Below are 26,371 nucleotides of genomic sequence, written 5' to 3' on the forward strand. Positions count from 1 at the left end.
CACCTATTATCCACAGCTTGGGCCTGCGCTTATCCATAATCTTTGCGCTGCAGCCCAGTAGACCCGATTCCGTATCAACCGGTCAGGGTCCGGATCAGTTGTTCCCAGTCCTGGCGCATGCGTGCATCGGTTTCGACAAACTTGCGAATGGTTTTGCAGGCGTGCATCACGGTCGTGTGGTCGCGCCCGCCGAAGGCCTCGCCGATTTCCGGCAAGCTGTGCTCGGTGAGTTCCTTGGACAACGTCATGGCGATCTGGCGCGGTCGTGCCAGCGAACGTACGCGGCGTTTCGATAGCAGATCCTGCAGCCGCACGTTGAAGTACTCCGCCGTGATCTTTTGAATGTTCGGGATAGTGATTGCCTGGGCGTGCGTGGCCAGCAGATCGCGCAAGGTTTCCTCGGCGAAATCAGTGGTGATCGGCTTGCCGTAGAAATTCGCCCGCGCCGCCAGGGTGTTCAACGCGCCTTCGAGATCGCGGACGTTGGAACGAATGCGCTTGGCCAGCAACATCGCCACGTTTTCGTCCACGGCCACGCCTTTTTCATGCGCCTTGGCCAACAGGATCGCTGCACGGGTTTCGAAATCCGGCGGCTCGATCGCCACGCTCAAACCCCAACCCAGACGCGATTTCAGGCGCGGCTCCAGCTTGTCCACTTCTTTCGGGTAGCGGTCGCAGGTCAGGATAATTTGCTGTTTCGACTCGAACAACGCATTGAAAGTATGGAAGAATTCTTCCTGCGTCGTGTCCTTGCCGGCAAAGAACTGGATGTCGTCGATGAGCAGCGCATCGACCGAACGGAAGCGCCGCTTGAACTCGTCCATGCTCTTGGCGCGCAACGCCTCGATCATTGAACCGACGAACTGTTCCGAGCGCAGATACAGCACCTTGAAGTCCGGGTTGTGCTCGCGCATCAGGTTGCCGGCGGCATGCATCAGGTGGGTCTTGCCCAGCCCGGTGCCGCCGTACAGTAGCAGCGGGTTGTAGGCACGCCCGGGGTTCGTCGCCACCTGCATTGCGGCGGCCTTGCCCAGCTGGTTGGACTTGCCTTCGACGAAGGTCTCGAAGGTGTAGTGCGGATCCAGATTGTGGTTATGCACCGCGGCCGGCGCTGCCGTGGGCCTGGCTCGTGGCACTATCGCCGGTTTGGCCACGATCGCGGGACGGGCCGAATTGGAACCCACCTCCAGCCGCACCGGCCACGATTGTCCGGTAAGCTGCTGCAGCACAGTCTCGATGCGCTCCAGATAACGTTCGCGCACGGTGTCCAGGGTGTAGGAATTGGGCGCAAACAACTGCAGGCCGGCGGGGTCGTCGCGCGCCTGCAGCGGCATCAGCCAGGTATGCAGGTCTTCCGCGCTCAAATCGCCTTCGAGACGCTCAAGGCAGCGCCGCCACAAATCACTCATGAATAGTTTTCAGCCACAGCTTGGGGCGCTTGCGCGCGGGGTGGATAGGTAAGTCTAACAGCAGCTTCCGCGCCGCAGCCCAGAGATATCCACAAGAACATCCACAGCTTGTCATCAACACCCATTTGACAGGCGTGCCGAATACCCCACATAATTTCCAACCTTTTTATCCACATTCCCTTCGGAGTACGCCATGAAGCGGACCTTCCAGCCCAGCAAGCTCAAGCGCGCTCGCACTCACGGTTTTCGTGCCCGTATGGCCACGGCCGATGGTCGCAAGATTCTCAATGCCCGTCGCGCCAAGGGCCGCAAGCGCCTGATCCCGTAAACCGAGACCAGGCCGTGGCAACCGCTGGTCTGCCGCGCGAGGCGCGGTTACGCCGGCCGGGTGACTTCGCCGCCTTGCGAACAAGCAGCGGACGCGCAAGCGGCCGCTGTTTTCATTTGCGTTATCGCGGCAATGAACTCGGTCACGCCCGGCTCGGCCTGGCGATTTCCAAGCGCGTGTCCAAGCGCGCTGTCGAGCGCAACCGCATCAAGCGGTTGTTGCGCGAATCGTTTCGGCGCGTTCGAGATCAGCTGCCGGCGATCGACCTGATGGTAATGGCCCGCGAACAGGCCGCAGGTGTGCCGGGCCCACAATTGCTGGCGGAAATCGAGCAGCTGTGGAAGAAACTGCTGGCAAACCACACCGAAAAGTCCTCTCCGAACGCTGCCCACCATTGAAGCGAGTCGACGCGACCGCCACAATCGTGAGTTGACCTCGCCCTTTTCTCTTCCCTACCGCGGCTTTCAAGTGTCGTGGCGTTACCCGGATTTGCTACGCGATGAATCAAACGCGCACGTTTCTCATGTTCGCCCTGCTCGCGGTGGCCTACTTCCTGTTCATGGCCTGGGAGAAGGATTACGCGCCCCCGGCACCGGTGGCTGCTGTAGCCGGCGCGACCAGCAGCGCGCAAGCGGATGGCAGCGTGCCGATCGCTACCACGGAGGCGTCGACGGCAACGCCTGGTGCCACACCGGCTGGCATCCCGCCGACAGGCACCGCAAGCCAGACGACTTCGCAGCTGATCACCATCAGCACCGACGTGTTGAATCTGACGGTGGACACGCGTGGCGGCAGCGTAGTGCACGCGGATCTGCTCGACTACCCGTCACTGCCGAAGACCAGCAAGCAGCCGAATCCGCCACCGACGACCCTGCTGGATACCAGTGAGGCCACTTATTTCGTGGCGCAGAACGGACTGGTCAGCAGCAGCGATACGGCGCCGGCGGATCAGCCGAATCATCAGGCCGTATTCCAGAGCGCCAAGACCAGTTACACGTTGGCCGATGGCCAGAACGAGTTGAACGTCGACCTGACCTGGCAGGATGCCGCTGGCCTCAAGGTCACCAAGACCTACAGCTTCAAGCGCGGCAGCTATGTGATTGAGCTGAACCAACGCATCGACAACGGCGGCAGCCAGCCGTGGACTGGCAATGCCTACCAGCAGCTGCTGCGGGTTGCGCCACCGAAAGCCGGCAGCTGGTTCGAGAACTACAGCAACCCTGAGGCGTCTTTCGTTCCGGCCGCTGCCTGGTACACCGGGGAGAAATTCGAGAAGCTGGCATTCAAGAATTTCAGCGATGCCAGTGATCGGCTCGACGGCCAGTTCAAGGGTGGTTGGGCGGCGATGCTCAAGTTGTATTTCTTCGCGGCATGGATTCCGCCGGCTGGAGAGACTGACCGATACGTCACCGAGACAATCAATCCAGACAGCGCGCAACCACATTATTTGATACGTGCGATCGGTCCTGCATTGAGCGTGGCGCCGGGGCAGAATCTGAGCAGCGCCGCGCGCCTGTATTTGGGTCCGACACGGCAGGGCACGCTGGACCAGGTCGCGCCAGGTCTCGATCTGACCATCGACTACGGCATGCTCAAGCTGATCGCCGTACCGATGCATTGGGTACTGTCGCAGTTCGACCTGATCGCCCACAACTGGGGCGTGGCGATCATCCTGCTGGTGCTGCTGATCAAGGGGCTGACCTGGCATCTGACAGCCGTGCAGTACCGCTCCAGCGCCAGGATGCGCAAGCTGCAGCCGCGCATCGCGCAGCTGAAAGAGCGCTACGGCGACGACAAGGTGAAAATGCAGCAGGCCACCATGGAGCTGTATAAGAAGGAAAAGATCAATCCGATGGGCGGCTGCCTGCCGGTGCTGATCACGATGCCGGTGTTCTACGGCCTGTTCTACGTGCTGAAGTACAGCCTGGAACTTCGCCATGCGCCGTTCCTGTGGATCCCCGATCTGAGCGCGCACGATCCGCTCTACATCCTGCCGTTGATCTACGCGGCCGTGATGCTTGGTACGCAGTGGCTCAATCCGGCCGCGGCGGGCATGGATCCGGCGCAGGCGAAGATGATGAAGATCATGCCGTTGCTGTTCACGGTACTGTTCGCGTTCTTCCCCGCTGGCCTGTGTCTGTACTACGCGGTCAACGGTCTGGTCGGTCTGGGCCAGCAGTGGTGGGTCACGCATCACATCGATCGCGAGGAAACCACCAAGGCAGCCTGAGTCCGCGACGACACGGGTACCTTCACAGCCGCGATCGGGCAACCATCGCGGCTGTGTTCGTTTAGAGTCTCCATCATGCCTGACAACGCCACCGCCACCGCCATCGAAACCATCGCTGCTATCGCCAGCGCACCCGGCGCGGCCGGCGTCGGCGTGGTGCGCGTGTCCGGGCCCGCGGTGCCGTCCATCGCACAGGCTTTGCTGGGCCGGGCACCCCAACCACGGCACGCGCATTTCGCGGCGTTCCGCGATGCCGCCAGCGAACTCATCGATCGCGGCCTGCTGCTGCATTTCCCTGCCCCTGCCTCCTACACCGGCGAACACGTGCTGGAGCTGCAAGGTCATGGCAGCGCCGTCTTGCTCGATGCGCTACTGCGTCGCGTATGTGAACTCGGTGCGCGACTGGCGCGGCCGGGCGAATTCACCGAGCGCGCGTTCCTCAACGGCAAACTCGATCTGGCCCAGGCCGAAGCGGTCGCCGACCTGATTGCTGCGCGCTCGCAGGCGGGTGCGCGCGCTGCTCTGCAATCGATGGAAGGCGTGTTCTCGCGCAAGGTCGAGGCGCTGCTGCAGGGCTTGATTGCGCTACGTGTGCATATCGAGGCAGCCATCGATTTTCCGGAAGAGGAAATCGATTTTCTCGCCGACCCGGCCATCGGTCGCCAGCTTGCTGGGGTGCGCGTCGAACTGAGCGAGCTGCTACGTGAGGCTCAGCGTGGCTTGCGACTCAACGATGGCTTGCGCGTTGCGATTATTGGACGTCCAAACGCGGGCAAGTCCAGTCTGTTGAACGCACTGGCCGGTAGCGATCGCGCCATCGTCAATGCAACGGCGGGCACGACTCGCGACGTGCTGCGCGAGAGTCTGAGCCTCGATGGCATCGCACTGGAACTCGCCGACACCGCGGGCCTGCGCGAAACCGACGACGAAGTCGAACGCGAAGGCGTGCGCCGGGCGCATGGCGAACTGGCGCGCGCCGATGTGGCGTTGCTGGTGACCGACGCGCCGCACGCGCAGAACGATCTGGCGCTGCTTTCCGCGTTGCCGTCGAGCGTCGAGAAGCTGGTGCTGATCAACAAGATCGACCTCGAACATGAGGTCGAACACGCGAGCGCGCATCACGAATCCCGCGATGGCGTGACCTGGCTCTGGGCCTCCGCGAAAACCGGTGCCGGTCTCGGTGCGTTGCGCGAGCATCTGAAGGAGCTGGCCGGCGCCGGCAGTGGAGAAGGCGCGTTCAGCGCGCGCCGTCGGCATGTGCATGCTTTGCAACAGGTCAGCGTTTATCTCGATCAGGCGGCACACATGCTTGCCAGCCGCCGCGCCGGCGAACTCGCCGCCGAAGAATTGCGGCATGCCCAATACGCGCTCGGTGAAATCACCGGAAGCTACAGCAGCGACGACTTGCTCGGCGCGATCTTCGGTTCGTTCTGCATCGGGAAGTAGGGTGTTGTTCGAGGCAGTTCATCATGATTCGCGAGTCTTATTGGAAACGCTTGCTATAGCCATTCGTACGATAACCACGGCCATGACCGTCCATTGAAAATCAAGGACAGATCTACCACTCGACACGCCGTGGAAGGACGACGCAGCTGCTGTAGGACGGAGCCAGATTCACTTCCCGTGCCGACGTTAAGTTAACCTGAGCACGTTCCTGGTCTAAAAAGGTCGTGCATGAAATTCTGTCCCGTTTGTTCCAATGATTTCCCCAATTTCCTTCCGCTGCCGAACAATTTCTTTGAGATATTTCATCGGCTGCGTGTGCCGTATTCGGTGGACCAGTTCGAAACCCTCAATCTTGGTCAATATACGTGCCCGGTTTGCCAGGCATCTGACCGGGACCGCCTTTATGCCTTGTTCTTGAGGGCTTACGTGCAGCAACGCGAGGGGCATGCGCTGCGGCTGCTGGATATCGCGCCATCGCCCATGCTCTCTCGGTTTCTGAAGGCGCTGCCGGGTGTGCAATATCGCTCGGCTGACTTGATGTCGACTCTGGCGGACGACAAGGTCGATATCACCGATATGAGTTGCTACCCCTCAGGCAGTTTTGACCTGATTGTGTGCTCGCATGTATTGGAGCATGTGCCCGATGACGCCAAGGCTATCCGTGAACTGAATCGCGTCCTCGCACCGGACGGGGCGGCCATTCTCATGGTGCCGATTTTACTGGGCTTGCAGCAGACGGACGAAGATCCGGGCGTGACGGATGTCAACGAGCGCTGGCGGCGTTTTGGCCAGGATGACCACGTGAGAATGTATGCGCGCAACGATTTCCTGCAGCGGCTGCAAGCGGGTGGCTTTCAGGTGGAAAGTCTCGATGTGGCAAAGTTCGGACGCGAAATTTTTCAGCAGTGCGGAATTACAGAGCAGAGCGTGCTTTACGTCGGTCATCACTAGTGAATCATGCCGCGCACGGGAGTGTGCGTGGCATGAGTGCTCCCATGGGAGTATCCGCACCGCCGGTGCACCGGATCTGGCGGGCCTTCGGTTTCCTTCCACCCGAAGGCTCGAATCAATTCGCCGGTCTTGGAGCCGCCGCGAAGAAATGAGAAGGCCCTAAACCGGTCGGGCCAGTCATGAATGGTTTGCCCGATACGATGGGTCCGTGCTCGGGGGTTATTGCCCCTGGGCTGCCATGTGATACGTATTTCGTCCATGCGCCTTGGCCTTGTATAGCTCCGCATCGGCGAGCTGCATGACGTCGTCGGGAGACGCGATGCTCTGGCAAAACGCGATGCCGATGCTCAAAGTCATCTGTAGCCGAACGGCTCCCACGATGATTTCTGGCTGCATCGCTTCCCAGACTTTTCGGGCCAGGCCTTCCCCAACGCACGGCGAATCAACATCCTGTACGAGGACGACGAATTCATCGCCACCAATACGCGCCACCAGATCACTCTTGCGAAGGCAGGACTGAATGCGGTGACCGACCTCCTTGAGTACTTCGTCGCCAACGCTATGGCCCCATGAATCGTTGACTCGTTTGAAGTGATCCACATCGAGCATCATCAGAAGAATGGGTGCTCGATGACGATATTTGCGCAACATGACAGCCGCTATGCGTTCATCGAAATGACGCCTGTTGGCGAGACCCGTCAAAGTATCCAGACGCGCCAGCTTGATCAGCTCCTGCTCCACTTCCTTGATATGCGTGATGTCCGTAGTCAACGCATAGACGCCACGAACTACGCCCTCCTGATCGTGATCCGGCACGAAATTGGTCTGGAAATACGTGTGCTTCCCGCGGTAGTCAGCCTCGTACTCAAACGTAACTGGCTTACCGGCCAGGGCGGTCGCGATGTGTTCCTGCAGGCCGCGATAAACAAGGTCGCCGCGGACCTCGCGCATGGTTTTTCCAATCATCTGCGTCGAGTCTTGACCCGAAACTTGCTGAACGTAGGCATTGACGAAGGTGTAGTGTTCGGTGGCGTCCACATGCGCGATAACCGCCGGGACGTTATCCGCGATCGTGCGAAGCCGGCGCTCGCTGTCAGCCAGGGCCTGCTCCGTAAGCACGCGCTGGCTGACGTCCCGTGCGGAGTAGATGATCTCCATGACACCGTCTACTTCTGGACTTGGGACCAGTCGGGCCAGCGCTTCAAACCAGACGTAATGTCCATCCTTGTGACGTATGCGATACGTAGTGATCGTCGAGCCGCCCGTTTCGCGAAGATCGGTGACGACTTTGGCCACACGTTCGCGGTCATCGGGGTGGATGAGATCGGGACGTGGCTGCACGAACTCTTCGACTTCCCAGCCGAGCCGATCCTTGATGGAAGGCGATACGTAGGCTCGCTGACCGTCGGGCCGGATGCGCATCACCAGATCGCCAGCGTAGTCGGCAAGGATCCTGTAGCGCAGTTCACTCTCACGAACGCGTATCGACAATTGCCGGCGCTCGGCAAGAATCAGGGCCAGCGGCACGGCGATCAGACAGGCCGCGCCAATAAACAGCTGAGCCAGCAAAGCACGTTCGGTGCGCGATCCATCAACCACCAGTTCAAACGGTCCCGTCCCCAAAGCCGACGCGATAGTGGTAATCGTGGCAACCAACGCGATGCCCAACACCAAACCCGCAAAGCGATGCCGAAACACCACCAGGAGCAGCGGCGGATAGACCAGGAACAGCAATGGATACCGCGACTGCGCGAATACCGCGACGGTGGTGCTCGTCATCAAAGCCATATCGCGCAAAAATGGCCAGCGCTTGCCAGCTCGACCCAGCAGGCTCCATTTCTCGGTGAGGGCCACCACCGTAGTGGTTGCCACAATCACCATGCCAAGCACGTGCGCGCGGTACCAACCGTTGAGGTAGGTAAACAGCGGGGCGCCTTGTAACGAATGTGCCACGAATCCGGCGAATAGCGCAGACAGCGCACACGCGATGAGCGTGCTCGTCAGGGCGACGCGGCCCAATCCCAGAAACGGGGTATCGCTGGCGATTTCCGGGAAGCGCCGGCGGATGGCACCGCTGACGATCAGGACCTCGAGAGTGTTGGCCATCGCCAAGCCCAGCGAGACGAGCAGCGGGTCGTGAAGCAGCAGCCGCGCGCCAGCATTCCCAGCCAGGCCAAAAAGCAGATACATCCACCAGTGGCGCGTTTGCAAACGGAGCAGGCCGCCCACGAGGATACCGTTGGCTATCCACAGCGAGGTAGCGCTACCGGTTGAGTGCGCCAGGCCTAGCGAATAGATGCAACTGGCGAGTACCAGGACGGCGATCCCGGTCGCTTTCAGAAGAACGCCTGGCGGCATGGATGGAAGCAAGCGGCGCATAACCCGACCCGCGATAGCGTGAGATGAATGGATCAGTCAATGAACTCCTGAAGCGTGAAAGCAGGCCCGTCAAACAAAACCGACCCAAGAGGCACCCGAGCCACGGCGCCTTCGCTTCACACAGGAGACAGGCAATGACTATTCCAAATGGACCGAACGGTCGCCGCGATTGTCACTTTTGTGATACGCATCACACAGTCGTGTCATGTTCGGGCTCTGGACGGCGCCATCCCGTGGCCCAAAGCGCGTTGGCGCGTGAAGTATTCGTCCGCATACGTTCACGGATGAATGAGCGGACTCTGACGTAGGCCGTCGGTAAGTGTCTGCCAGGCGCGGTCAAGCAGGCTGTCTGACGTCGCTGACATTTCGCGCATGCGGCCGCTGGTGAGTTCTTCGGCCAACTGCTGCAGGCTCAACTCTTCGGAACACTGACCGCGACGGGTGACAAACAGGCTGCGTCCGGACAGCGGCGAATACCAGGCAAGCTTGCGCTGGCTGACCCGGCCACTGGCAGGGTTCACACGTTCGAACCAGCTTTCGCTGGGTAGTTTGTGAAGACGCTGGAGGGTTCGTCGTTCCTGCGGTCCGGGCTCCAGCCCGGCGTCACTTGCCATACGCTTCCTGGTGACCCGATTAGCGGAATGCTGGTGCTGTTCGGGATAGCCTGCGCTGTCGCCGGCCGGACGGACACCGGCCAGGATCAACTCTTGGGCGATCTGCGAGGCTTCCTCACCGTGCATACCTATCTGGAGAAGGCCGCTCTGCACCTTTTGCCCCAGTCGCTGGCGGTCGCCAGCAGGCAGACGACCCATGAGCTGGTCGGTGATCACCAACTGCGTGGCAAACGTCTCACTGTCCTCGCCGTGGCGCAATAGTGTCAGCGAAAGTACATCGGACCAGGTGTGATCGAGCAGCGGGCGCAGCGGGTGATCCGATGGCACATAGGCCAGGCGCTCCTCCAGCAGCGTGGCTACGCGATGACGTGCCTGTTCCAATCGCTCATGGTCCTGCACGGCTTCTACATGGCGGCGTTCCGCGACTATGGCGTTGCTCCGCCACTGAGCAACATGTTGTTCGATCTCGACGAGCAGAGTCGTATAAATACTTGTTCGTTGAGGCTCCTGATTGGCACGCTCAACCACCTTTTCAAACGAGGGGCGAAGATCATGGGCGACTTCACCACCGACCTCGTCGTCGAGCCAGTCGTGCATGGCCTGGGTCATCTTGTCGAGCAGCTGGCGCGCAGGATGTTCACGCCGGTCAAAGAATTGCTGGTCGGATACTGCCGCGCGCAGCAAAGGCAGCTGAAGGCCACTCAGCAGTGCCTTCGCATCGCCCTCATCCTGCAGCTGGCGACCAAGTTGATCGAACAGACGAGAGATGAGTTCCACCGTATCGTCCTGATCGGTACTAAGACACGTACGGGGAGTGCCGGACGCGCGGCCTGCATTGAGCTGGATGTGTAGTTCTTCACGCAGGCGTCGTGAACTAAACAGTTCGCGGCTCACGTAGTGGCTGAGCGGGCTACGTGGCTTCTGCAATAGGCGGAGCGCGTTCTGCAATTCGTCGGTGGTAGCGGGCAGATCGACACGATTGGCGCGCTGGCTGGCCAGCAGTCCGCGCAGGCCACCCACCGGTGGTGCCCTGGGGGCCGTTTCCACAAGAGGTACCTTGTCTTCGGTTGGTGGACTTTTTGGAACGGCCATCCGGGCGCGACGTGGGGCTTCACGGGGCAATGAGAACGCACGCAATCGGGGCAGGATGCCGTCGGCCAACAGATGTGCGTTGACCATCTCATAAAGCGGACCAAGTCTTTGCATGAGCGAGCTCTCGAGACTTTGCACCAGCAGCAGCTCGTGATTGCCAGGAAGACTCAAGGCCTTGCTGGCCTCGCGGAATGCCGTGGTCATGCCGTGTGGACCCAGCGGTAGCGCTGCACCTTCGAGCGGCGGTGCCCCGACGAGTACGCCCAGTCGATAGCTCAACTCAACCAGCACCTGTCCGCCGCGAGCTTCGCTGCGTGCCACCAACTGGTCCAGCGCGACGACCAGGTCATGGTCCGAGGAATCGAGCAAGCTCAATGACAGCGGAAAGCTTGTGCTGACCGGTCTCTGCTTTACACCGAGCTCGTCGAAGCCTTGGCGGAGACTGGCGATAAAGTGCTGGTCGAACATCTTGCGCCCCTGCAACAGGGATTGTCGTGTGGTGAGGTAGCGCTGCTGACTGAGGTGGCTGCGCGTATGTTCGGCCTTGTCATGCAAGCGAACATCAAAGTCGCCGAGGCACAAGCGCAGGGGCTCATGCAGCCAGCTCTCGCACAAGCTGAGGATTTCACCGATCAGTCGTTGTGCACGTGTCGACTGGTGCTCGCGGGGATGTCTGGCGCCAACGACGGCGGAAGGCCGCTGAACGGAGGGTTCAATGTCCATAGTTTTTCACCGTAAGGGCAAGTCCATGCTTGCTATATCGAGACGCAACGAGGTTCATTGCTGTCGCTGTCGTAGGGTAAGGATCCGGGGCGTCCATCGCCTGCGCAGTCTCTGACCTGCCCATCAGAGCGTCCGCACGGCGCGTAACAGAACCCAAGCCGGCCTGATCATGGGCAGCGCCTAAACACTTGAGGGATCGCATTCGAGCCAATGCTCGATCGGTGCCGGCCGACCAAGCAGATAGCCTTGCCCCATCTCACATCCCATCGCCAACAGGGCATCGCGCTGGACCTTGGTTTCGATACCTTCGGCAATCACCTGGATGTTCAAGGCGCGCGCCAGCGCAAGAATCGCCGCCACCACCGTGGTGCTGTTGGTATTGCCCAGCTTGTCCAACTCCTGCACAAAAGCCTGATCAATCTTCAGCATGCGCAATGGCAGCGAATGCAGATAGTTGAGTGAGGAGTATCCCGTACCGAAATCGTCGAGTGCGGCTCCTACCCCGCTCGTACGCAATCGCTCGAGCGTGGCCCGCACGAGATCAGGATTGTCCAGCAGGGCACCTTCGGTGACTTCGACGATCAATCGCGAGGGCGACAACCCGGCGGACTCAAGCAGACGGACCATACGTGTATCAAAATCCGCATGGCTCAGATGCAGTGCCGAGACGTTGAACGTCATGAACGCATCGTTCAGATCATGCTGCACAAGCAGGCCGCAGCAGATTTCAAACATGCGCCAGTCAATGGCTTCGATCAGCCCGCTGTCCCCAGCGATCTTGAGAAAAATCGATGGCTCAAGTAATCCGCGCCGAGGATGGTTCCACCGGATCAGCGCCTCATAGCCCACCACGTCGCCGCCATCGAGTCGACAGATCGGCTGGAAAAACGGCTCGAACTGATCGAGCTGCAAGGCCAGGCGCAACTCGCCTTCCATCGTCAGTACGTCGACCATGCCCTTCGCAAGCGTTTCATCGAACACGACAAAGCGCTTTCGACCCAATTGTTTGGCTTGATACAGCGCAATATCGGCGTCGCGCAGCATCTCGTCGGCATCGAGATAATGGACATCACCGCAAGCTATGCCCACGCTGACCGATGGTGCCAGCTCCTTGCCGGAAATATGCAACGGCATGCCCAGGGTCTGCAGCACGCGCTGGGCGACATGCGTTGCAGCGGCAGGGACATCAATATCTTCAAGCAAAATGGCGAACTCGTCGCCGGCCAGACGTGCGACCACGTCTGGCTCGCGCACACAGTGCTGGAGTCGGGTGGCAATCGCCTGGAGGAAGACATCGCCGGCAAGGTGCCCGAGGCTGTCGTTGATCAGCTTGAAGCGATCGACATCCAGATACAACAAAGCGCAGCGCCGGCCAGGCTCGTGATGGATCAGGGCCAGCACGCGGTCGATGCGCTCGCGCAGAAAGCCGCGGTTGGGCAGCCCTGTCAATGGATCGTGCATCACCTGATGTTTGAGTTGCAGCTGGATGCGTTCACGATGAACAATTTGCTGGCGTAGTTCCAGGGTGCGCTCCTCTACGCGCTGCTCCAGTCGCAGATTGGCATGGTGAAGTGAGGAGGCAGTGGAACGCCGATAAATACTGTTGGCGATCTGTAGCGCGGCAAAGCTCAGCAGCTCCTGATCGGCCAGGCTGTAAACGATGGCCTCGGTATAACTCTGCACCGCCACCAGGCCAATCACTTTATCGCCAACCAACAGCGGCACGCCAAGCCAGCACAATGCGGGCAGACCCATGACTTTGAGAGCTATCTCACCTTGCCGGTCCAGCTCCAGGATGGCTTCGAGGCCAACCCTCAATGATTGGCCTCGCCTCAACACGTACTCGGTGAGACCGCGTCCGAGCGGCCGCCATTCCACGCGCCCTTCGGTGCAATCCACGAAATATGGAAACTCGATCGTTTGTCGATCGGCCGAAAGCAGGGCAATGAAGAAGTTCTCGGCGTTGAGCAACGCGCCGACTACGGCGTGCACCTGTTTGTAGAACTCGTTTTGGTCGATATCGGCCGTGGCCAATTGCGCCAACTGGAATAGTGCAGCCTGTAGCCGCTCGGTGCGTTGAAGCTCGAGCACATTTTGTTGCAAACCACGATTGGCGGTGGCCAGCTCCCGCGTGCGTCGACGCACTCGGTCCTCAAGTCGCTCCTTGCTTTCTTTGCGCTCCAGCGCAGTGAGGATATGGCTGCCGACGAATTCAAGCAGCGCACGATCTTCACCCGAGTACACGATGCCCGCGTTATAGCTTTGCACCACCATTGCCCCAAGCACCTGACCGTTGCGCAGCATCGGCACGCCCAGCCAATCGTTGCTATGCGGGCCATAGGAGGTCAACGGCCCAGCAACCTGTTCGTGCAGCTGTTCGGCGCTACCCATCAATGGTTTGCCGCCGGTCAGCAGATACCAGGTCAACGTGTGAAGCCAATTTTCCAGCGGTTCCTCTTTCGTGACATCCGGACCCGGCTTGTCCACGATGTCGGCGTAGTAAAGGAAGCGCAACGTGCCGCGTTCCGGATCGAACCGCACGATAAAAAAGTTTTCACCGTACATCAACGTGCAGACGATTCTGTGGATGCCACGCAGCATTTCGGACATCTCCAATTCGGATCCCGCCAAATCCGAGATGGCGAAGAGCGCACTCTGCAAGTTTTCCGAATGCTCCAACTGATTGTGCGAATCGTGCAGATTGACCAGTTTTGTCGCATGACGCATATGGCGTGTGGCCAATTGCAGGCACGGCCGAATATTCACGAACAGTGTTTGTGCGGAGGCGCCTGTTCTTAGCGTCAGCAGCAACACCACCCGCTCTTTCTTCAATAGGCATAGTGCGCGCTGCTGACCCGCGGGCGACGGCTGCGCGCCGTGGGCAATCTGCAGGGAATTCTGTGCCTGAGCCAGCTGGGACGAACTAGGTGCCGTAGCCGGAACGACGTGCGTATAGCCGCCATCGGCAGTTATCCAGACGACCATCGCTTTTATACAACCAGGCTGTGCCTCGACCAGCTCCACGATGACTGCAGCCACTTGTATCGGTGTGGTGGCGTCGATCAAACGACCCAGCCACTCCATTTGCGCTCTATCGCTGAATGAGTCCGTGCGCATAGAAAATAATTTTTTCATGGCACCACAATCGCCGGAACAAGCGGTAGGCTGTACCACGGCCGGCGTGAAGCCCGCGAATAGTCATCGGTGCGAAGAGTCACTTGGCGGCGAGAGCCAGGGTCTTATCGAGCTTTTGCTCGTTCTCCATCGCTGAGGCGATCGAATCGCCTTTATGTGCCGGACGTGATTGCGCCATTCACCGAGCCAAAGCGCATCACACGCTTTGCAATGCGAGCAGTGCTTCCACTTCACTCAACTGCGGCATGCCGCCTTGCGCGCCGAACTTGGCCACGGACAACGCGGCGGCGGCGCAGGCCTTGCGCACGGCGGTGGGCAGGCCTTCGTGCAGGAACACGGCAAGCGCTGCGTTGAAGGTGTCGCCGGCACCAGTGCTGTCGACCACATCAACCCGAAAGCCGGACTGGTGGATGGGTTCGCCCTGCTCGCGGTACCACGCGCCTTCGGCCCCGCGGGTGAGTACGACGGGGCATGGTGCGCGTTGCATCAGCGCGCGGAAATCGTCGTTGGGATCAAGGCCCAACATAATTGCCAGCTCGTGCTGGTTTGGCGTGACGTAGCGGGTGAGCTTGAGCCACTCCAGTGGCAGCTTCCTCGCCGGTGCCGGATTGAGGATCACGGGCACGCCGAGACGATGACCGAGCCGCAACGTGGCTTCGACGGACTCCAGCGGAATCTCCATCTGCACCAGCACGCAGTCGGCGCAGGCGATCAGCGTGTGCGCTTGTTCGACCTGAGCCGGTGTGACCTGCATGTTGGCCCCAGGCACTACGACGATCTGGTTTTCGCCGCCGGCGACAGTGATCGAAGCGGTACCGCTGGCGTAGTCATCAAGCTGGGCGACATGCGTAAGGTCGATGCGTTCGGCGCTCAGCCCGTGGCGAAGTTGTCGGCCAAACGTGTCACCGCCGGAGGCACCCACCAGAGCCACCTCGGCGCCCAGCCGCGCCGCGGCCACCGCCTGGTTCGCGCCCTTGCCGCCCGGCACTGTAAGAAAGCGGTCGCCGAGGATGGTCTCGCCGGGGCCGGCAAAGCGGGGCGCCCGCGTGACCAGATCCATGTTGATGCTGCCGACAACTACGATGCGCGTCATGACATCCCAAGCCGATGATTCGAGGAACGGCCTTGAGGATAAGCGATGACGTCGCGCCGTGCTGCAAAGGGCGGGCTACTGCCGGCCCCTCGATGGTCGTGTCCTTGAAGATCGCTCTACTGACCGCCGGACGAATCGTCGGATGATCCCTTCTTGTCCAGGCGACGCTGCATGGCCTGCTGCTGCATCTGCTGGTATTGCTGCTTCTGGCTGTCGGTGAGTATGGACTGCAGTTGCGTGTTGCTGTCCTGCATGATCGAACGCATTTTTGCGCGGCGATCGCTTGGCGTCATGCTGGTATCCGCACGCAACTGCTGCATCTGCTGCTGACGGCTCTGCAGAATCGGCTCGAGCTTTGCTGCTTGCGCCGGCGTCAACTGAAGCTTGCGGCTGAGACGTGCCACCTGTTGCTGCGGATCGGGTGGCTGGTGTGCAGGCATCGTCGCCATTGAACCGCTGGGTGGCGTTGCGTCCTGGGACGACTGTGCAACCGCGGTTCCGGCAACGCCCAGCGCCAAGGCGAGCAAGGCAAGGTGAACAGCAAGTTTCATGGCGATACTCCAAGGATGAGTGGACAACAAGATCCTCAACGCAGAATCCGGCTCAAGCGTTGACGTGGTCTCCCAGTTCTTTCGCAAACCCTGTCGAGGCTAGAGGAAGTCGCCCCGTTGCGGTCATTCCTGCCTGCGCAGGAATGACGAGCGGGTAACACAGGCTATTCGTGGTGTGCCCGAGTCAGATTCGGAAGCAAACCCGTCGGCAGACCTTGAAACAGGTGCAGCCACCCCGATCCCCTTCAACGAGGTTACCCACTCTGGAGACAAGTAATGATCGAACTGCACTACTGGCCCACGCCCAATGGACACAAGATCACGATGTTCCTCGAAGAAGCCGGCCTGCCCTACGAGATCAAACCGGTGAACATCGGCAGGGGCGACCAGTTCAAGCCGGAGTACCTGAATATCTCGCCGAACAACAAGATGCCCGCGATCGTCGATACCGAGCCGCTTGGTGGCGGCAAGCCGCTAAGCATTTTCGAGTCGGGCGCGATCCTGTTGTACCTGGCGGAGAGGAGTGGCAAGTTCATGCCTGTTTCGACGCGCGAGCGCTACGTCGTCATGGAGTGGCTATTCTGGCAGGTCGGCGGACTCGGTCCGATGCTGGGCCAGAATCATCATTTCAATCGCTACGCGCCGGAGAAAATTCCGTACGCCATCGACCGTTACGTCAACGAAGCCCATCGGCTGTATGGTGTACTGAATAGACGTCTGGACGGCCGTGCGTTCATCGCTGGCGCGGACTACACCGTTGCCGACATGGCGGCCTATCCGTGGATCGTTCCGTACGAGGCACAAGGCATGACGCTGGAGGAGTTTCCGCACCTCGAGCGCTGGTTCGATGGCATTCGCGCGCGTCCTGCGACGCAGCGCGCGTATGCCATCGGCGAGACGATAAAAGAACAGACCGACCTGCGCACGGACGAAGAAGCGCGCAAGATCCTGTTTGGACAAAAATAGGCGGTTCGAAGGGCGGCCTGAAAACCAGGTGCCGAGATCACTCGATGCGAGTGACCGATTCCTGACCGCCCGGCTCCAGCGGCGGTGCTGCGCCGGCTACGGCCAGCAATGACTGCGCGTAGCTGTCTTCGATGCTGACCGTGGAAACCTCATCCCAGCTGAAGAACGACGCTTCGCGCATCCATTCCGCGTCGGGGCTGAGTTCCTGCATGTAGAAGCCGTCTTCCTCGACGCTGGCCAGGCGGCCGATATAACAGACTTCGGCTTCGTCCTCGCTGTCCACGTGCACACCGATCACCGGAGCTTGCGCGCCGGCGGCCTGGATCACTTCGCGAATGTTGTCCAGCGGAAACCCGCGTGGCGGGCGCGGCAGGATGTGCTTCAGCGCCAGCGCTTTCTCGAAGAAAACGTGGTGCTTGTCCGGCGCTTCCAGCTCGGAAATGTCACGATGGCGCATCACGTACATGCCGTCATAGGTGATGCCGTCACCGACCACCCACAGCAGGAAGAATTCGCGCCCGACGCCACCCACGTAACCGCAGAAGCTGCCGTGCTCGAGATCTTCACGCCACAGGCGGACCAGGGTCTGCGTCTGCTGCGCTTCCCGCAGCTGGGCGCGCTGGCCGGTTGTTTTCAGTTCAATGATGTTGCTCACGGTCACCATTTTAACAGATCGGGTCGACTAGCTTGTTAGTGCTTTATAGAGGCCCTGCTTCATTGAGGCTCGGCTTCATGAGGCTAGAGGATGTAGCGGCTGAGATCTTCGTTCTGCACCAGGCTACCGAGCGTTTTATCTACATGTTCGGCGTCGATCTTGTAGCTTTCGCCGGACTTGTCCGCTGCTTCGTAGGAAATTCTCTCCAGCAGCCGCTCCATGACCGTATGCAGCCGGCGCGCACCGATGTTCTCGGTGCGCTCGTTCACCTGAAACGCTACCTCGGCCAGCCGGTCGATGCCGCTGTCGACGAATTCCAGGCCGACGCCCTCGGTGGCGAGCAGTGCGGTGTATTGCTTGGTCAATGCGTTGTGCGGTTCGCGCAGGATGCGCTTGAAGTCGTCCACGCTGAGGGCCGACAGCTCCACCCGGATCGGCAGGCGGCCCTGCAACTCGGGGATCAGGTCGGACGGTTTCGCCAATGAGAACGCGCCGGACGCGATGAACAGCATGTGGTCGGTCTTGATCGGACCGTACTTGGTGGAGACGGTGGAGCCCTCGACCAGCGGTAGCAGGTCACGCTGCACGCCCTCGCGGCTGACGCCGGCGCCACCCCAGTCGGAGCGCTGCGCCACCTTGTCGATCTCGTCGATGAACACGATGCCGTTCTGTTCGGCTGCTTCCATCGCCTGAGCGCGGATGTCGTCGTCATTGAGCAGCTTGCCAGCCTCCTCGTCGACCAGCATGGGGCGCGCCAGCTTGATCGCAAGTTTGCGCTGCTGCGTCTTGGCGCCGCCGATGTTCTGGAACATCTGCCGCAACTGCTGACCCATTTCCTCCATACCCGGCGGCGACATGATCTCCACGCCGACATTCATGGCGAAATCCAGCTCGATCTCGCGCTCATCCAGCGCACCCTCGCGCAATTGCTTGCGCAGTTTCTGGCGGGTGTCGCTGTCGATGGCTGGCGCAGCAGCCTGGGCATCGTGGCTCCAGTCGCCCGCTGCCTGCCGACGCGGCAGCAAGGCGTCGAGGATGCGATCCTCGGCGCGATCTTCGGCCTGCGAGCGCACCCGTTTGACCGCCTGTTCGCGGGTCAGCTTGTAGGCCACATCGGCGAGATCGCGGATGATCGATTCCACATCCTTGCCGACATAGCCGACTTCGGTGAACTTGGTCGCCTCCACCTTCACGAACGGTGCGTTTGCCAGGGTTGCCAGACGCCGCGCGATCTCGGTCTTGCCCACGCCGGTGGGGCCGATCATCAGGATGTTCTTCGGCGTCACCTCCTCGCGCATGCCCGGCTCCAGCTGCATGCGCCGCCAGCGGCTGCGCAGCGCCACCGCAACGGCGCGCTTGGCGTCGTGCTGGCCGATGATGTAGCGGTCGAGTTCGTTGACGATTTCGCGGGGAGTCAGTTCGGACATGATGGACCCAGATTAGAGGTGGAGCCAGGGACGAGGGGCGAGCCCCGAGGGCGCCAAAATCGGTTGGTGTACTTGGGTGGAGAGGCGAGCAGAGCGATGGTTCGTCGCCCTCGCGACTCACCCCTCGTCCCCAGAGCGCTAGAGCTCTTCGATCGATACGTTGTGATTGGTGTAGATGCAGATGTCGCCAGCGATCTTCAGTGCTTTTTCGACAATCGTGCGTGCATCCAGTTCGGTGTTTTCCATCAGCGCCAGCGCCGCCGACTGCGCAAACGGGCCGCCGGAGCCGATCGCGATCAACCCATGTTCGGGTTCCAGCACGTCGCCGTTGCCGGAAATCAGCAGGGAGGTGTCCTTGTCGGCCACCGCCAGCATGGCTTCGAGCCGGCCGAGGCGGCGATCGGTGCGCCATTCCTTGGCCATTTCCACCGCGGCGCGGGTGAGGTTGGTGCTGTGCTTGGCCAGCTTCTCCTCGAAGAGTTCGAACAGCGTGAAGGCGTCAGCGGTGGCGCCGGCAAACCCGCCCAGCACGTCGCCCTTGCCGAGCCGTCGCACCTTGCGCGCATTCGCCTTCATCACTGTATTGCCCAGCGTGACCTGGCCGTCGCTGCCAATCACGACGCGGCCTCCGCGGCGGACGCAGACGATGGTGGTGGCGTGGAAGGTTTCCATGAGAGCTCCGCAGACTGTCGATGTCGCATGAGGTGGGGCCTTGCCCACGCAAATCCAACCCGGCTGAGTGCGCTCATGCGGCCGCTATTTGCGGCGGGCCCGCGGATGCGCGGCGTCGTAGACCTTGGATAGATGCTGGAAATCCAGATGGGTGTAGATCTGGGTAGTCGCGATATCGGCATGGCCGAGTAGCTCCTGCACCGCGCGCAGGTCACCGGAGGATTCCAGCATGTGGCTGGCAAACGTGTGTCGCAACAGATGCGGATGGATGTGCTTGGGAATGCCCAGCTGGAGTGCCAGGGTTTTCATGCGCAGCTGCACCGTACGCGGGTTGATCGGCGCACCGCCGCGGCCGCGGAACACCGCGCTTTCCGCATACCCGGCCTGCCCCGCGCCGCCCTGTTCGACGCCCAGTGCGCGCAACGCGGCGATCGCGTGACGACCGACCGGGACGATGCGGGTCTTGCTGCCCTTGCCGAGCACGCGCACTTCGCCACCATCCAGATCCAGGTCGAGCCAGCGCAGGCCGATCAGTTCGGACAGTCGCAGGCCGCTGGAATAGAACAACTCCAGCATCGCCCGGTCGCGTACCGCCAGCTTGCCGCCACTGTCGGCCTCGACCAACGCGCCGGCTTCATCGACATCCAGCACTTGCGGCAGTTTGCGGCGCACTTTCGGGCCGCGCACGCCGAGCAGCGGGTCGTGCGCCAGCAGACCTTCGCGGTTGAGTTGGCGAAACAGGCTGCGGCATGACGACAATAGCCGTTGCAAGCTTTTGGGCGCCAAACCCTCTTTGCCGCTCTTGCCCCGGTGTTCAGCGGCGATGAACGTGCGCATCAGGTTGCTGTCGAGCGCATCGAACGAGGCGAGTCCCCGTTCCTGCATGAAGCGCAACAGTTTGGCCAGATCGCGACGATAGCCGGCGACAGTGTGCGGCGACGCCTGTCGCTCAGTCGCGAGCCGGGCGAGCCAGTGGTCGAGCTGGCTGTCGGGCGTTCCGGCAGAATTAATAGACATCCCACGAGCGGGCCAGCGCCGCGGTGATCGTCGCGGAGATCATCTTAAGGAACAGCGTGCCCATGCCGGGCTGGAATCGATCCGGATCGTGGCTGCCGATGGCCAGCATGCCGGAGTCGCCCAGCCGCATCATCGCGACCGAGCGGACAAGCGTGGCCTCGGGACCAAACAGGCGGCTCAGTTTGTCCGCCGCCAGTCGTCCGGAGACTGGCTCGCTCTGATGCAGGAAGTCGGCGAATTCAGGTAGTGCCTCGGGACCGGCCACCTGCTGCAACCAGTCGGCACGCGGCAACAGCGGTTCGTTGCCGAAAAGCACCAGGCGTACCTGCTCGGTATGGAAATCCGCACTGAGCTTGGCGACGACGCTGCGCGCGGTCACTTCCATCGTGTTGGCGCGCAGCAAGGCCACAGTGAGCGCATGCACGCGTTCCATCAGCTGCTCGTTCTCCGCGGCAATCTCGATCAGCTCGGCCAGGCGCCGTTCGAGTTCGGCATTTTTTTCGCGCAGGCTATGCAGTTGATAGATCGCCAGCGATGACACGGGGCCCTGCTCGCGGGGCATCGTCAATTTCGCGGCGAGTTCGGGATATTCGCTGAGAAATTCCGGATGGTGCTTCAGATACGCGGCGACTACGCGAGCCTGGGTGGCGTCATCGAGCAGGGTGGCAGTCATGCGCGGATTACCTCGAACCGGTATGGGGGCGTGCTGGAAGGCACGCCGTCAGACTGGAGTGTGCGATGGACGCGCCCGCGCTTCAACCCGGGGTTTGACCCGCGGCGTCAGGAATTGGCCATTCGCCCTCAAACGCGAACGCTGCCGGGCCGGTCATCCACAACGGTTGGCCCGGACCCGCCCAGTCGATCCGCAGGCTGCCGCCAGGCAAGTCCACCTGCACGCTGTCGTCGACTTCAGCGCGCCGATGCAGCACCGCCATCGCCGCGCAGGCACCGGTGCCGCAGGCTTGCGTCCAGCCTGCGCCCCGCTCGTGCACGCGCAGTTGTAGATGGCCGCGATCGAGCTGCCGCACGAAACCGGCGTTGCTGCCCTGTGCAAAACGTTCGTGGACGGTCAACCGTGGGCCGAGCCCCTGAAGAGCAGAGTCAGTCAGGTCGCCTACCGATACCACCGCATGCGGATTTCCCATCGATACGGCGCCGATCTCCAGCACGTCAGTGTCCAGCTCGATGCGGTAACGATCCGCGGCGTGCTCCGCCGCAAACGGGATGCGTGCCGGATCGAAGATCGGCTCGCCCATGTCCACAGCGACTTCGTTCGCGTTGAGCAGGCGTACCGACACCGGGCCAGACGGGCTTTCCAGCCGCACGGTGTCACCCAGCGACAGTGCGCCCGCACGATGCAGCCACGCTGCCACGCAACGTACCCCATTGCCGCATTGGCCCGACGGCGAGCCGTCCGCATTCCAGATGCCGTAGTAGAACGCGCAGGAGCGGTCGCGCGCCGGCTCCACGCTCAGCAGCTGGTCGAAACCCACGCCGGTATGGCGGTCGCCCAGCGCGCGGATCTGCGCAGCGTCCAGCGGAAATGCCTCATGGCGGCAATCCAGCACGACAAAATCGTTGCCGATGCCGTGCATTTTCGAAAAGTGCAGTTGCATGCTTCTACTGTCGTCAGACGGCGAAATCAGGACTGCGCGCTGGCCGGCACGGCGCTGCTGCTGCCATACGCGGGCTCCGCTGGCTTTGCGGCGGGTTTTACGACGGGAGGGTTTGCGGTGGTGGCGGCCTTCGCTGGTTGAGGCTTGGGCGGCGCCGGCACCAGCGGGCCCTTGTTGCCGCAGCCGGCAAGCGTGGCGAGAACGAGAAAGAGCGGCAGCAGGATCAAGCGGCGCATGGTGAAGTTCCCTTAAAACCAGTGACAGCGGACACGATGACAACGGAGACAGTATAGCGATGCGCGGCAAATCAACCGCGGCGCGGCGTGATCGCCCCGTTATGATGCAACCATGGATTGCTTACCTGTGCGACGAGGAAATTGACGATGGATTGGGCCACGCTGTTGCGTATGCCGATGACCGTGCTGCTGGTGCTGGCGGTGGTGTTCCTGCTGCTGACCCTGGTCCAGCTGGTCATGCTGCGCCAGCGCCTGCATGGCGGCCGTCCGCTGGCTGCCTGCTGGCGTGCGCTGTTGTGCCTGGTCTGCTTCGCGCTGACCCTGTTGCTGGCGGGCACCGGTTACGCGCTGCGCGGCTACCGGCTGCTCAGCGAAGAATCGCCGGTGGTCGACATCGACGCGCATATCCTGTCGCCGCAGCGCTGGGCGCTCACCTTGAGCTGGCCCGACGGCAGCACGCGGCAGGTGCAGCTGTCCGGTGACGACTGGCGGGTCGAGGCGGTCGTCCTGAAATGGAAACTGCCCGCGCTGCTGGCCGGGGTGCCGCCGCTGTACCGGCTCGATCGGCTGTCCGGTCGCTACGACGATCCGGCGCAGGAAGTTAGCGGGCCACGCACTGTGATCAGCTTCGGGCAAGCCGACGGCTTCGATTTGCTCGACCTCAGCAAGCAGTTCCCGCAATGGCTGCCCGAGGTCGATACGGTGTACGGCAGTGGTGCCTTCCTGCCGCTGGTCGACCAGGGCCACTACAGCATCAGCCTGATGCGCACCGGTGCGCTGGTGGCGCGGCCGGATGACGCCACGCAGCAAAAGATCGTGGCGCCGCTGGGTAGTTAGGGGTCTGCGAGCGGTGTGCTGATTCCGTTCGGGCCGAACGTAACGGTGAAGGTGTAGTCGGAACTTTGGACCACGCCCTTCGACTTCGACTTCGCCGCTGCGCGGCCACGCTCAAGGCGAACGGCTAAATGTGGCGCGCCGATTCAGTCCAGCAATTTTTCGTAGCGCCAGGCGTGGGTGCCGTCCTGGTAGTAGTGCGGGTAGTGGCCGATGTGCCGGTAACCGCGCCGTTCGTACAGGCGGACTGCGCCAGCGTTGTCTTCGCGCACCTCCAGTCGCACCGATTGGCAGTGACGCTGTCGTGCGGCTGCTTCAACCGCGTCCAGCAGCGCGGCGCCGACGCCCTTGCCGCGTGCTTCCGGTTTGCTGGCGATCGAGTACAGCCGCGCCACATGACTACCCTTGCGGAAGAACACCACCGCGGTGCCGAGGAAGTTGCGATGGTTGGCGCTGGCCACCAGCACCAGCGCGGAATCGCTATCGAGATGTCGACGGTATTGCGCGCGGCTCAGCCGGTCACTGTCGAAGGTCTGGTCTTCCAGCATCACCAGATCATCGAGATCCGACATTTCGGCGCGGCGCACGCGCACGCTGGCGGTAGCCGTCGCGGGATGCATGCTTGCGTTGGGGATCCGGCGTAGCGCGATAGGCAGCGTGGTGTCCTCGAGGGGTGGGGTCATTGGCACGCGCGGACTCTAGCAGCCGCTGCCATCAAGAGCCCGTGTTTTCCATCGTGTTGGATCGTGGCGACCCGAATCGCGTTTATTCGGGCTTCAGCGCTTTCGCTTGTGCGACGCCGGCCCTGTGCCAAACTGCGCGCCTTGCGTATTCCGCCCCGCCACCGGCAGGGCATCCTGCCGTACCGCATTGCCTGAGTGGTGCCATGACCCGTCTGGTCATCGTTGTCGAAAAATCCTCCGACTGGGGTTCGTACTACCCGTCCGTCGACGTCATGAGCGCGATGGACTACCTGCGCGAGCCTGTCGGCGGCGACGACGAACGCACCCACGTGCTGAATCTGTGCCGCAGCTACAAATACCTGGGCACCGGTTACTACGTGTCGCTTCTGGCCGAGGCGCGCGGGCACCGGGTGATGCCGTCGGTGCGCACAGTGAACGACCTGCGCCGACGCTCGCTGTACGGCGTGGACATCGAAGATCTCAATCAGAAGCTGACCCACTTTCTGCCCGCTGGCGGCCGTGACACCACCGACTTCGGCATCCTGGTGTACTTCGGCGAGACGGCCTACCCCGCGTTGCAGGATCTGGCCCGGCAGGTGTTCGAGTCGTTTCCCTGCCCGCTGCTGCGGATCGAGTTCGAGCGTGACCGCGTGTGGCAGGTCAGCTCGATCAAGCCGGTTGGCCTGCACACGCTGGACGATGCGCAGGAAGATGCCTTCGCCGAAGAGCTCGATCGCTTCTCGAAGAAGCTGTGGCGCAAGCCACGTGCGCGCAAGTTGTATCGCTACGACATCGCGATGCTGGTCGACCCGAAGGAAGCGATGCCGCCATCGAACCGGAAGGCGCTGAAGGCCTTCATCGCCGCCGGCAAGCAGCTCGGTATCGAGGTCGATCCGATCGGCAAGAACGACTTCCAGCGACTGGCGGAATACGACGGCCTGTTCATCCGCGAGACCACCGCCAGCGACAACCACACCTACCGTTTCTCGCACCGTGCAGAAAAGGAAGGCATGGTGGTGATGGACGACCCCAGCTCGATTCTTCGCTGCACCAACAAGATCTTCCTCAACGATCTGATGGTGTCGCGCAAGCTGGCGGTGCCGCGCACCGAAATTCTCTATCGCGACGACAGCAAAGGGATGAAGGAAGTCGTCGCCAAGCTCGGTTTTCCGCTGGTGCTGAAGATTCCCGACGGCTCGTTCTCGCGCGGCGTGGTCAAGGTAGAGAGTGAGCAGGCACTGGAGCAGGCGGCCAGCAGCCTGTTCCAGCACAGCGCGTTGCTGCTGGCGCAGGAATACGTCTACACCGAGTTCGACTGGCGCATTGGCGTGCTCAATCGCGAGCCTCTGTACGCCTGCAAGTACTACATGTCGCGCGGCCACTGGCAGATCTACAACCATGGTGCCAAGGGCACCGCAAAAACCGGTGGGTTCGAGACGATCGCCGTGCGCGACGCTCCGGCCGAAGTCGTAAAGTTGGCGCTGAAGGCCACTCAGCTGATCGGCGATGGCTTGTACGGCGTCGATCTGAAGCAGGTCGGCGACAAACCGGTGGTGATCGAAGTCAACGACAACCCCTCGATCGATGCCGGCGTGGAAGACGCCCATCTGGGCGACGAGTTGTACCTGCGAATCATGCAGGAGTTTCTGCGCCGCATGGAACGCAAACGGCAAGGCCTTTCCGTTTGATGTAGGAGCGCACCCTGTGCGCGATGCTCTTCGACACGAAGCCAAGGGTGCTTAGGTTGGGGTGAGCGCAGCGATGCCCAACAAGTTCCTCAAGCATCCAGCATGCGCGTGTCTCACCCATCCCGCGGAGACGTTGGGCTTCGCTGCGCTCACCCCAACCTTCGTGAGAGCTGCACGGTCGACAGCACTCAATGCCAGCCGACGAGGCGCGGCGCGTGGTGTCGTGGTCGCCTTGGCGTCAGCAGCTCGCGCGGCAGCGTGGGTTCCAGGCTCAGCAGCACGATCACGGGCGCAACCAGCAGCCAGAACGCCGGTGTCCAGCCGAGCCATTCGGTGTGCATAGGTACCAGGGTGGTCAACAGCAACGCAGCGCCCCCAATCAGCCACAACAGCGCGGCGCCGAGCAGGCGCTGGTGGTGGGAGTTGGGATGCGCACGGGGCAGCGATTTCAGATGCATGAGGGAAGTCCAATGGCCGGTGACAGCTACAGCCTGCGGCCGGCCCATCTCATAAGCTGCGACCCGTTGCCTATGTGGGAGATTCTATGTTTGCATGCAAGTGGTTTGGGGTAATTTGGGTTGATACTGCGAATCGGTCTTGAGCAGTGCGAAGGCGATACGGGCGAG

The 26,371-nt window shown here is 61.5% G+C and carries 23 protein-coding genes; 8 read left to right on the forward strand and 15 right to left on the reverse strand.

Features of this window, described 5'->3' with window-relative positions; genetic code table 11:
* Window positions 1-74 precede the first annotated feature (74 nt).
* Window positions 75-1,409, reverse strand: a complete 1,335-nt coding sequence (dnaA, locus tag HDE77_RS10320) for a chromosomal replication initiator protein DnaA (RefSeq protein WP_184417228.1) — start codon at window positions 1,407-1,409, stop codon at window positions 75-77.
* A 193-nt stretch (window positions 1,410-1,602) separates the two neighbouring features.
* On the opposite strand from dnaA, the gene rpmH reads away from it, so the two are divergent.
* The 5 genes from rpmH (at window position 1,603) to HDE77_RS10345 (ending at window position 6,364) form a co-directional block, all read left to right on the forward strand.
* A complete protein-coding gene (gene rpmH / locus HDE77_RS10325; protein WP_008211413.1) occupies window positions 1,603-1,737 on the forward strand; it encodes a 50S ribosomal protein L34 in 135 nt (44 codons plus the stop codon).
* A 14-nt stretch (window positions 1,738-1,751) separates the two neighbouring features.
* The gene (gene rnpA / locus HDE77_RS10330) at window positions 1,752-2,135 is read left to right on the forward strand and encodes a ribonuclease P protein component (RefSeq protein ID WP_184417229.1); all 384 of its coding nucleotides are present in this window, start codon (window positions 1,752-1,754) and stop codon (window positions 2,133-2,135) included.
* A gap of 101 nt (window positions 2,136-2,236) precedes the next feature.
* Entirely contained in the window at window positions 2,237-3,967 is a 1,731-nt protein-coding gene (gene yidC / locus HDE77_RS10335) for a membrane protein insertase YidC (protein WP_184417230.1), read from the forward strand.
* A gap of 75 nt (window positions 3,968-4,042) precedes the next feature.
* Window positions 4,043-5,413 carry a tRNA uridine-5-carboxymethylaminomethyl(34) synthesis GTPase MnmE gene (gene mnmE, locus HDE77_RS10340; RefSeq protein ID WP_184417231.1) on the forward strand — a complete coding sequence of 457 codons (1,371 nt, stop codon included), beginning with the start codon at window positions 4,043-4,045 and terminating at the stop codon, window positions 5,411-5,413.
* A gap of 228 nt (window positions 5,414-5,641) precedes the next feature.
* Window positions 5,642-6,364 (forward strand): methyltransferase domain-containing protein, encoded by a 723-nt coding sequence (locus HDE77_RS10345; protein WP_184417232.1) that lies wholly within the window; start codon window positions 5,642-5,644, stop codon window positions 6,362-6,364.
* Between the two features lie 219 nt (window positions 6,365-6,583).
* On the opposite strand, the gene HDE77_RS10350 is transcribed toward HDE77_RS10345, so the two are convergent.
* The 5 genes from HDE77_RS10350 to HDE77_RS10370 all read right to left on the reverse strand — a co-directional run bounded on the left by HDE77_RS10350 (window position 6,584) and on the right by HDE77_RS10370 (window position 15,951).
* Window positions 6,584-8,743 (reverse strand): sensor domain-containing diguanylate cyclase, encoded by a 2,160-nt coding sequence (locus tag HDE77_RS10350; protein WP_184417233.1) that lies wholly within the window; start codon window positions 8,741-8,743, stop codon window positions 6,584-6,586.
* A gap of 278 nt (window positions 8,744-9,021) precedes the next feature.
* Window positions 9,022-11,172: a DUF1631 family protein gene (locus tag HDE77_RS10355; protein ID WP_184417234.1), complete on the reverse strand. Its 2,151-nt coding sequence runs from the start codon at window positions 11,170-11,172 to the stop codon at window positions 9,022-9,024.
* Between the two features lie 180 nt (window positions 11,173-11,352).
* The gene (locus tag HDE77_RS10360) at window positions 11,353-14,238 is read right to left on the reverse strand and encodes an EAL domain-containing protein (RefSeq protein WP_255482642.1); all 2,886 of its coding nucleotides are present in this window, start codon (window positions 14,236-14,238) and stop codon (window positions 11,353-11,355) included.
* Window positions 14,239-14,503: 265 nt separating this feature from the next.
* On the reverse strand, window positions 14,504-15,400 hold the full coding sequence (gene rbsK / locus HDE77_RS10365) for a ribokinase (RefSeq protein ID WP_184417236.1): 897 nt from the start codon (window positions 15,398-15,400) through the stop codon (window positions 14,504-14,506).
* A 116-nt stretch (window positions 15,401-15,516) separates the two neighbouring features.
* Window positions 15,517-15,951, reverse strand: a complete 435-nt coding sequence (locus HDE77_RS10370; protein WP_184417237.1) for a hypothetical protein — start codon at window positions 15,949-15,951, stop codon at window positions 15,517-15,519.
* A gap of 276 nt (window positions 15,952-16,227) precedes the next feature.
* Here HDE77_RS10370 and HDE77_RS10375 point away from each other — a divergent pair, with 276 nt between their 5' ends.
* The gene (locus HDE77_RS10375; RefSeq protein ID WP_184417238.1) at window positions 16,228-16,917 is read left to right on the forward strand and encodes a glutathione S-transferase N-terminal domain-containing protein; all 690 of its coding nucleotides are present in this window, start codon (window positions 16,228-16,230) and stop codon (window positions 16,915-16,917) included.
* A gap of 37 nt (window positions 16,918-16,954) precedes the next feature.
* On the opposite strand, the gene HDE77_RS10380 is transcribed toward HDE77_RS10375, so the two are convergent.
* The 7 genes from HDE77_RS10380 to HDE77_RS10410 all read right to left on the reverse strand — a co-directional run bounded on the left by HDE77_RS10380 (window position 16,955) and on the right by HDE77_RS10410 (window position 22,540).
* Window positions 16,955-17,581 carry a hypothetical protein gene (locus HDE77_RS10380; RefSeq protein ID WP_184417239.1) on the reverse strand — a complete coding sequence of 209 codons (627 nt, stop codon included), beginning with the start codon at window positions 17,579-17,581 and terminating at the stop codon, window positions 16,955-16,957.
* Between the two features lie 74 nt (window positions 17,582-17,655).
* A complete protein-coding gene (gene hslU, locus HDE77_RS10385) occupies window positions 17,656-18,999 on the reverse strand; it encodes an ATP-dependent protease ATPase subunit HslU (RefSeq protein ID WP_184417240.1) in 1,344 nt (447 codons plus the stop codon).
* 138 nt (window positions 19,000-19,137) lie between these two features.
* Entirely contained in the window at window positions 19,138-19,671 is a 534-nt protein-coding gene (gene hslV, locus HDE77_RS10390) for an ATP-dependent protease subunit HslV (protein ID WP_184417241.1), read from the reverse strand.
* 84 nt (window positions 19,672-19,755) lie between these two features.
* Window positions 19,756-20,688 (reverse strand): tyrosine recombinase XerC, encoded by a 933-nt coding sequence (locus HDE77_RS10395; RefSeq protein ID WP_184417242.1) that lies wholly within the window; start codon window positions 20,686-20,688, stop codon window positions 19,756-19,758.
* Window positions 20,678-21,361, reverse strand: coding sequence for a DUF484 family protein (locus tag HDE77_RS10400; protein ID WP_184417243.1), 684 nt, complete (start codon window positions 21,359-21,361; stop codon window positions 20,678-20,680). The genes HDE77_RS10395 and HDE77_RS10400 overlap by 11 nt, the downstream gene beginning before the upstream one ends.
* 82 nt (window positions 21,362-21,443) lie before the next feature.
* Complete coding sequence (dapF, locus tag HDE77_RS10405; protein WP_184417244.1) at window positions 21,444-22,304, reverse strand: diaminopimelate epimerase; 861 nt, start codon at window positions 22,302-22,304, stop codon at window positions 21,444-21,446.
* A gap of 26 nt (window positions 22,305-22,330) precedes the next feature.
* Window positions 22,331-22,540 carry a lipoprotein gene (locus HDE77_RS10410; protein ID WP_184417245.1) on the reverse strand — a complete coding sequence of 70 codons (210 nt, stop codon included), beginning with the start codon at window positions 22,538-22,540 and terminating at the stop codon, window positions 22,331-22,333.
* 147 nt (window positions 22,541-22,687) lie between these two features.
* Between HDE77_RS10410 and HDE77_RS10415 the strand changes: the two genes are divergently transcribed.
* Window positions 22,688-23,377: a hypothetical protein gene (locus HDE77_RS10415; RefSeq protein ID WP_184417246.1), complete on the forward strand. Its 690-nt coding sequence runs from the start codon at window positions 22,688-22,690 to the stop codon at window positions 23,375-23,377.
* Between the two features lie 143 nt (window positions 23,378-23,520).
* Here HDE77_RS10415 and HDE77_RS10420 read toward each other — a convergent pair whose 3' ends face one another.
* A complete protein-coding gene (locus HDE77_RS10420) occupies window positions 23,521-23,994 on the reverse strand; it encodes an N-acetyltransferase (RefSeq protein ID WP_184417272.1) in 474 nt (157 codons plus the stop codon).
* A 266-nt stretch (window positions 23,995-24,260) separates the two neighbouring features.
* On the opposite strand from HDE77_RS10420, the gene HDE77_RS10425 reads away from it, so the two are divergent.
* Complete coding sequence (locus HDE77_RS10425) at window positions 24,261-25,745, forward strand: RimK family protein (protein ID WP_184417247.1); 1,485 nt, start codon at window positions 24,261-24,263, stop codon at window positions 25,743-25,745.
* A gap of 188 nt (window positions 25,746-25,933) precedes the next feature.
* Here the strand turns inward: HDE77_RS10425 and HDE77_RS10430 are convergent, their stop codons facing one another.
* A complete protein-coding gene (locus HDE77_RS10430; protein ID WP_184417248.1) occupies window positions 25,934-26,203 on the reverse strand; it encodes a hypothetical protein in 270 nt (89 codons plus the stop codon).
* Between the last annotated feature and the right edge of the window lie 168 nt (window positions 26,204-26,371).

Source organism: Rhodanobacter sp. MP7CTX1 (assembly GCF_014205795.1).
Classification (GTDB): domain Bacteria; phylum Pseudomonadota; class Gammaproteobacteria; order Xanthomonadales; family Rhodanobacteraceae; genus Rhodanobacter.